We start from the raw sequence: 6,086 nt of genomic DNA, 5'->3' as shown, positions 1-6,086 counted from the left end.
CGGGCGGCGCGCGCTGCCGTGTTCGGGGCGGCAGGAGCGCGCCGCCCGCCGGGCCGGACCTCCCGCGTCCAGCCTGTCCACAGGCTGTGGACAACTCTTCGCCGGCGGACAGGGGCGAGCGACGGCGGGATCAGGCCGGCAGCCGGGAGACCCGTCGGCCGTCCTCGCGGGCGCCGCTCCTGGCGTCGGCCTTCGCCACGGCCCTGGCGATCTTCTCGGCGTCGGCGGCCAACTCGCGGAGCATGCCGCTGATGGGGTTGGTGAAACCGGTGAAGTACAGGCCGGGCGCGTCCTTCGGGGTGCGGGCGCCGTGGACGACGGGCCGGCCGCGGGAGTCGAGTACGCCGAGATGGCCGACCAGCCCCTCCAGGCCGCGGACGTAACCGGTGGCGGCGATGACGGCGTCCGGCTGGATACGGGTGCCGTCGGCGAGGGCGACCTTGCCGTTCTCGAAGCCGTCGACGGCGGCCACGATCTCCACCGTGCCCTCGCGGACGGCGTCGAGGAGACCGACGTCCTGGACGGGGATCGCGCCCTCGCGCACCCGCGAGTACAGGCCCGTGCCGGGACGGGGCAGGCCGTGCGCCGACAGGTCCGGCACGCTCAGCCTCGCCAGCGGCTTCGCGAGCCTGTCGACCAGCCCGACCGGCAGCCGCCGTACGGCGATCCCCGTGTACTGGGCGGCCCACCCGGCGGTCGACCGGCGCACGATGTGCGGGGCGGTGCGCACCGACAGCCGTACCCGCGAGGCGCCGCCCTCCACCAGGTCCACCGCGATCTCGGCGCCGGTGTTGCCGACGCCGACGACGAGGACGTCACGGCCGGTGTAGGGCTTGGCGTTGCGGTACTCCGAGGCGTGCAGCAGCTCGCCGGACGCGTCCGTGTACGACTCACGGCCGGGCCAGTCGGGCAGGCGGGGCGTGTGGTTGTAGCCGGTGGCGACGACCACCGCGCCGCCGGTCAGCTCCCGCCCGCCGGTGGCGTGCAGCAGCCAGCCGGTGCCGTCCGGCGTGCGCTCGAGGCGGGAGACCTCGACCCCGGTCACGATCTCCAGCCCGTGGTGTTCGACGTACCTCTCCAGGTACCGCACTACGTCGTCGCGCGAGACCCACCTGCCGAACCGGCGCGGCATCGGCAGCCCGGGCAGGCCGGACAGGCGCCGGGTGGTGTGCAGGTGCAGCCGGTCGTAGTGGCGTCGCCAGGACGCTCCGACGCGGTCGGACCGCTCCAGGACGACGGCGCGTATCCCCCGCGCGCGCAGCGCGTGGGCGGCGGCCAGCCCGCCCGGACCGCCGCCGATGACGTACACGGGGCGATCGGCGGGCTGCGCGGCGGAGGCGGTGGTGGCGTCGGAGCCGGATACGGGGCCGGACACGGAGTCGGACACGGAGTCGGTCATGAGCGCGAGCGTAATCACGCACCTGGTTGATGGGTCTCAGTCAAGAGCGGAATTGATTGCGGATTGATCACGACTGCGCGGTTCCGGCCGTGTGTTGTTCGACGAGCCGCCGGCCGCCGACCTCGCCGCCGACCTCGCCGCCAACCTCCATGACTCCCAGAGCCCTTCGACGGTACGGGGGGGGGAAGGGCACGGGCTGCTCCCGCGCCCATGGGGCCCGGAGTCAGGGGCCCTTGAGCCGGGGGCGGCTTAATTCGGAGGCGTGAAGCGGCCGTGGGCAGGACCATGGAGCATGCCTTCCAAAGACGACCAGAACGACTGGTACCTGACCGAGGACGTCGAGCAGTTCCTGGCGCGCGCCGGGGAGTTCCTCCGCTCACGGCCCGCACCGCACACGGTCCACCTGACCGTGACGGAGACCCTGCGCTCGCGCGGCCCGCGCATCTACGGGGACGCCGATCCCGAGTTCGGCGTACTGGCGGGGAAGGGGCGGGGGACCGCGGGCGTGCGCGGGGCCTTCCTCCGTACGCCGCCGCATCCCGTCTGCCTCACCCCGCTGACCGAGGAGGAGGCCGGCGCACTGGCGGCCCGGCTGGCCGCTGCGGGGCGCGAGCTGCCCGGCGTCTCGGCGGACCGTGACACCGCTGCCGCCTTCACCGAGGCCTGGCGCCGCCGCACGGGCGCCGAGGGCGCCCTCCGGCAGCGGATGCGGCTCTACCGGCTGGGCGAGCTGACCGTCCCGCAGCCGGTCCCGCCCGGGCGGGCGAGGGTGGCGGGCGGGGCGGACCGGAAGCTGTTGGTCCAGTGGTTCGAGGAGTTCTGCGCGGAGGTCGGCGAGCCCGGCTTCCGGGACGCCGAGGAGTGGGCGGACGAGCACGTCGAGCGGGGTGACGTCATGCTCTGGGAGGCGTCGGACGGGACACCCGTCGCCATGGCGGGAACGTCCCCCGAGGTCGCCGGGCAGGTGCGCGTGGTCGCGGTCTACACACCGGCGCACCTGCGCAGGCGGGGGTACGCGGGAGCCGTGACGGCCGAGGTCAGCCGCGCCGCCCTGGAGTCGGGAGCCCAGGAGGTGCTGCTGTTCACCGACCTCGCCAATCCCACCAGCAACGGGCTGTACCAGCGGATCGGCTACCGCCCGGTGTCCGACTTCGCGGTGTACGACTTCGGCTGAGCCCCGTCAGGGCCACAGCAGCTCGCGGGACCAGCCGCCTTCCGTACGGCGGTAGCGGAGGCGTACGTGGCGGCGGCGGGCCTCGCCCTGGAAGAACTCGACCTCGGCCGGCCGGAGACGGTAGAGGGTCCAGGAGGGGACCTCGGTGTCCGGCTCGCGCCGGGCGCGCTCCCAGGCCGACTCCGAGGCTTGGGCCAGCTCGGCCAGGCCGGCCAGCACCTCGCTCTGGTGGCCGGTGAGCGCGGCGGCCAGGGCGCCCGTCGAGCGGGCGTGCAGATCGGACTGCGCCTCCTCGGGCGTGGCGGCCGTGACCGGGCCCCGGACACGGACCTGGCGGCCCTGGACCGGCCAGTAGAAGCCCAGGGCGGCGTGGGGGCGGGCGGCCAGCTGCCGCCCCTTGCGGCTGCCGGCGTGGGTCGCGAAGGACCAGCCCTCCGCGTCGGCGCCGTGCAGCATCACGATACGGACGTCCGGGTGGCCGTCCTGGTCCGTCGTCGCCAGTGACATCGTGTGCGGTTCGGTCTGCCCGGCCGCGGCGGCCTCCGCGAACCACCTCGCGAAGAGGACGAGGGGGGTGCCGGGGGCCGTCGCCGGGTCGAGGGCGGGCAGCTCGGTGACCTCCGGGTCCCAGACGCGGAGTGACTTCAGCAGCTCGTGGAGATCCGGTTCCATGGTCTTGAGTATCGCTCCGGCGGGACAGGACCTCGTCCACCGTGACCGGCTCGCGGAACGGGGCCGGGCCGTCCACCGGAGCGCGGACAGCGGGCCGTGCAACGCAACAGGCGGCGGTCCACCCGGGTGGACCGCCGCCTGCCTGACAGGACTTGGGGCACAAGAAGGAACCGGGACGGAGAATCCGAGGCCGGGTCGTGGGCTGTCCCCCGGCTATCTCGTCGGCTTCCTGCCGGTGATGCCCAGGTGGACCAACAGCGCCAGGTTCGGTTTGAGGTCGGCCTGCTTCACGCCCCAGGAGGAGAAGCCCTTCTGGTGCGAGGCGACCGCCGCGAGCATGGTGACCAGTGAACCGGCGATCGCGGCCGGGCTCACGTCCTTGTCGACCCTGCCTTTGGACTGGAGTTCGGCAACGGAGTCCGCCAGGGAGTTGTTCACGGAGTTCAGGATCTTCATACGGATCTTGTAAAAACGTTTGTCGCCCTCGGCGGCCCCGAGGTCGATCACGCGCAGAATCGCGTCGTGCTTGCGCCAGAAATCCAGAAATCCGTCGACGAGTTCCTGCGCCGTCTGCCAGCCTGCCTTGCCGGCCCAGGAGCGGCCTTCGAGCAGTCCGGCCAATCCGGCCCCTTCGGCGGCCATTTGCTCGGCGATCTCCAGGACGGCGCCCTCGACGTCCGGAAAATACTGATAGAAAGTCGCGGGAGAAGTCCCCGCCCTCCGGGCGACATCGATGACTTTGACGTCCCGGTACGGTGACGAGCTGAGCATCTCGCTGAGGCAGTCGAGCAGCTTCTGCCGGGTCTCCTGCCCACGTCGACCGGCCACGCGGCCGTCGACGGTACGCACTTGTCCTGTCATGTCGTCAGCTTACCGAGGGGTGATCGGAGCGCGATTTGGCCGACTGCAAATGGGGTGCAAGGGGTCAAAGAGGCTGGTGTGCCTGAAAGGCGGGGCGCGCGCGACCCGGATAATTTGGCGGCATGGCCGAAAACAGGGCATCCGCATATACAGAGGGCATCCCCTGCTGGGTGGACGCGCAGCTTCCCGATCTTGAGGCGGGCAAACGCTTCTACGGTGAGCTCTTCGGGTGGAGTTTCGACGAGAAGGCGTACGACAGGTTCGTACCGGCCCGGCTGGAGGGGGAACCCGTCGCCGCGCTCGCGCCGAAGACGGACGGCCGTATGCCCACCGTGTGGACCGTGTACTTCGCCACCCCCGACGCCCGGGCGCTGGCCGCGCGGATCAGGGCCGGGGGCGGGCAGGTCGTCATGCCCCCCGCCCCGGTCGACGACCTCGGCACGGCCGCCCTCGCCGCCGATCCCGAGGGCGCCGTCTTCGGACTGTGGCAGCCGGGCAGCCACCCGGGCTTCGGCCGGCGCCACGAGCCGGGCACCTTCGTCTGGGCCCAGCTGTACGCCCGCGACACCGAGGCCGCCAACGCCTTCTACGGCGGACTCTTCCACGACGCCCTCTTCGGCCCGGACGCCGAGCCCGACTTCGGCCGCGCCGCCGTCACCGACGTCTTCCCGGCCGAGATGCCGCCGCACTTCCTCGTCCACTTCCGTGTGGCGGACGTCGAGGCCGCCCTCGGCGAGGTCGGCCGGCTCGGCGGGCGGGTGCAGGTGCCGCCCTTCGGGACGTCGTACGGAAACGTGGCCGTCGTCGCCGACGATCAGGGGGCGTCCTTCGCCGTGCTGCAGAGGTGAAATCCGCATCCTGGGCGGGAAGGGAAGATTTTGCACCGAGGCATCCCGTTTCGTCGCCGGGTTCGCAACCTGTGCGCCGGACAGGAAGAATCGGGGGGTGTGCCGCCGCGGCGGTGCGGTGGTGAGACGCTGCACTTCGGTCGCGTACATATTGTGGGTGGCGCGGCTCGTACGGGGAGGTGGCAGGCAAGTGGTGGATCAGCTGACGCAGCACGATCCGCGGCGGATCGGGCCGTTCGAGGTGCTGGGACGGCTGGGCGCCGGCGGCATGGGGCTGGTCTATCTCGCGCGCTCGGCGTCCGGCCGGCGCGTGGCGATCAAGACGGTCCGGACCGAGCTGGCCGAGGACCAGCTGTTCCGGGTCCGTTTCACGCGCGAGGTGGAGGCGGCCCGGGCGGTCTCCGGCTTCTACACGGCCGCGGTCGTCGACGCCGACCCGCGGGCCGCCGTGCCGTGGCTGGCCACCGCCTACGTCCCCGCGCCGTCCCTCGAGGAGATAGTGACCGAGTGCGGGCCGCTCCCGGTCCAGGCGGTGCGCTGGCTCGCGGCGGGCGTCGCCGAGGCGCTGCAGTCCATCCACGGCGCCGGGCTGGTGCACCGCGATCTGAAGCCGTCCAACGTGCTCGTCGTCGAGGACGGGCCGCGGGTGATCGACTTCGGCATCGCCTCCGGGGTGTCGAACACCCGTCTGACCATGACGAACGTCGCCGTCGGCACCCCCGCCTACATGTCCCCGGAGCAGGCCAAGGACTCCCGCAGCGTGACCGGTGCGAGTGATGTGTTCTCGCTCGGCTCCATGCTGGTCTTCGCCGCCACCGGGCATCCGCCCTTCCACGGCGCCAACCCCGTCGAGACCGTCTTCATGCTGCTGCGCGAGGGCCCCGACCTGGAAGGGCTCCCGGACGAGCTGCGTCCGCTGATCGAGTCCTGCATGCAGATGGAGGCCACCGGCCGGCCCAACCCCGCCGACCTGCAGGCCCAGCTCGCCCCGCATCTGTTCGGCTCCGGCTCCGACGACAGCGGTACGGCCTCCGCCTGGCTGCCCGAGCATGCCGTCGCCCTCATCGAGTCCCGCCGCGGCATCCGCCCGGCCGTCCAGCCCGCCGCGCCCGGCCCCCGCGGCGGCGGCCGG

6 protein-coding genes are annotated in these 6,086 nt (G+C 72.6%); 3 read left to right on the top strand and 3 right to left on the bottom strand.

Annotation, left to right across the window (positions count from 1 at the left end; translation table 11 throughout):
* Nucleotides 1-130: 130 nt before the first annotated feature.
* Nucleotides 131-1,399, bottom strand: coding sequence for a flavin-containing monooxygenase (locus tag DEP02_RS28095; protein WP_112470488.1), 1,269 nt, complete (start codon nt 1,397-1,399; stop codon nt 131-133).
* Between the two features lie 292 nt (nt 1,400-1,691).
* Here DEP02_RS28095 and DEP02_RS28090 point away from each other — a divergent pair, with 292 nt between their 5' ends.
* Entirely contained in the window at nt 1,692-2,573 is an 882-nt protein-coding gene (locus DEP02_RS28090; protein ID WP_112470487.1) for a GNAT family N-acetyltransferase, read from the top strand.
* Nucleotides 2,574-2,579: 6 nt separating this feature from the next.
* On the opposite strand, the gene DEP02_RS28085 is transcribed toward DEP02_RS28090, so the two are convergent.
* Both DEP02_RS28085 and DEP02_RS28080 read right to left on the bottom strand, forming a co-directional pair.
* On the bottom strand, nt 2,580-3,245 hold the full coding sequence (locus DEP02_RS28085) for a pyridoxine/pyridoxamine 5'-phosphate oxidase (RefSeq protein WP_112470486.1): 666 nt from the start codon (nt 3,243-3,245) through the stop codon (nt 2,580-2,582).
* A 213-nt stretch (nt 3,246-3,458) separates the two neighbouring features.
* The gene (locus DEP02_RS28080; RefSeq protein ID WP_112470485.1) at nt 3,459-4,094 is read right to left on the bottom strand and encodes a TetR/AcrR family transcriptional regulator; all 636 of its coding nucleotides are present in this window, start codon (nt 4,092-4,094) and stop codon (nt 3,459-3,461) included.
* A 134-nt stretch (nt 4,095-4,228) separates the two neighbouring features.
* Here DEP02_RS28080 and kbpA point away from each other — a divergent pair, with 134 nt between their 5' ends.
* On the top strand, nt 4,229-4,954 hold the full coding sequence (gene kbpA, locus DEP02_RS28075) for an AfsK-binding protein KbpA (RefSeq protein ID WP_112470484.1): 726 nt from the start codon (nt 4,229-4,231) through the stop codon (nt 4,952-4,954).
* A gap of 190 nt (nt 4,955-5,144) precedes the next feature.
* Nucleotides 5,145-6,086: serine/threonine-protein kinase (locus tag DEP02_RS28070; RefSeq protein ID WP_157977556.1), on the top strand; the 942-nt coding region annotated here is incomplete at its 3' end.

It is taken from the genome of Streptomyces triticisoli, from assembly GCF_003270085.1.
Lineage (GTDB): Bacteria > Actinomycetota > Actinomycetes > Streptomycetales > Streptomycetaceae > Streptomyces > Streptomyces triticisoli.
This window is presented reverse-complemented; position numbering and strand designations above follow the sequence as displayed.

What these genes read in the sequence shown, in the direction of transcription:
- DEP02_RS28095 (WP_112470488.1), bottom strand. Translation starts at nt 1,399, where the DNA reads ATGACCGACTCCGTGTCCGACTCCGTGTCCGGCCCCGTATCCGGCTCC.
- DEP02_RS28085 (WP_112470486.1), bottom strand. Translation starts at nt 3,245, where the DNA reads ATGGAACCGGATCTCCACGAGCTGCTGAAGTCACTCCGCGTCTGGGAC.
- DEP02_RS28090 (WP_112470487.1), top strand. Translation starts at nt 1,692, where the DNA reads ATGCCTTCCAAAGACGACCAGAACGACTGGTACCTGACCGAGGACGTC.
- kbpA (WP_112470484.1), top strand. Translation starts at nt 4,229, where the DNA reads ATGGCCGAAAACAGGGCATCCGCATATACAGAGGGCATCCCCTGCTGG.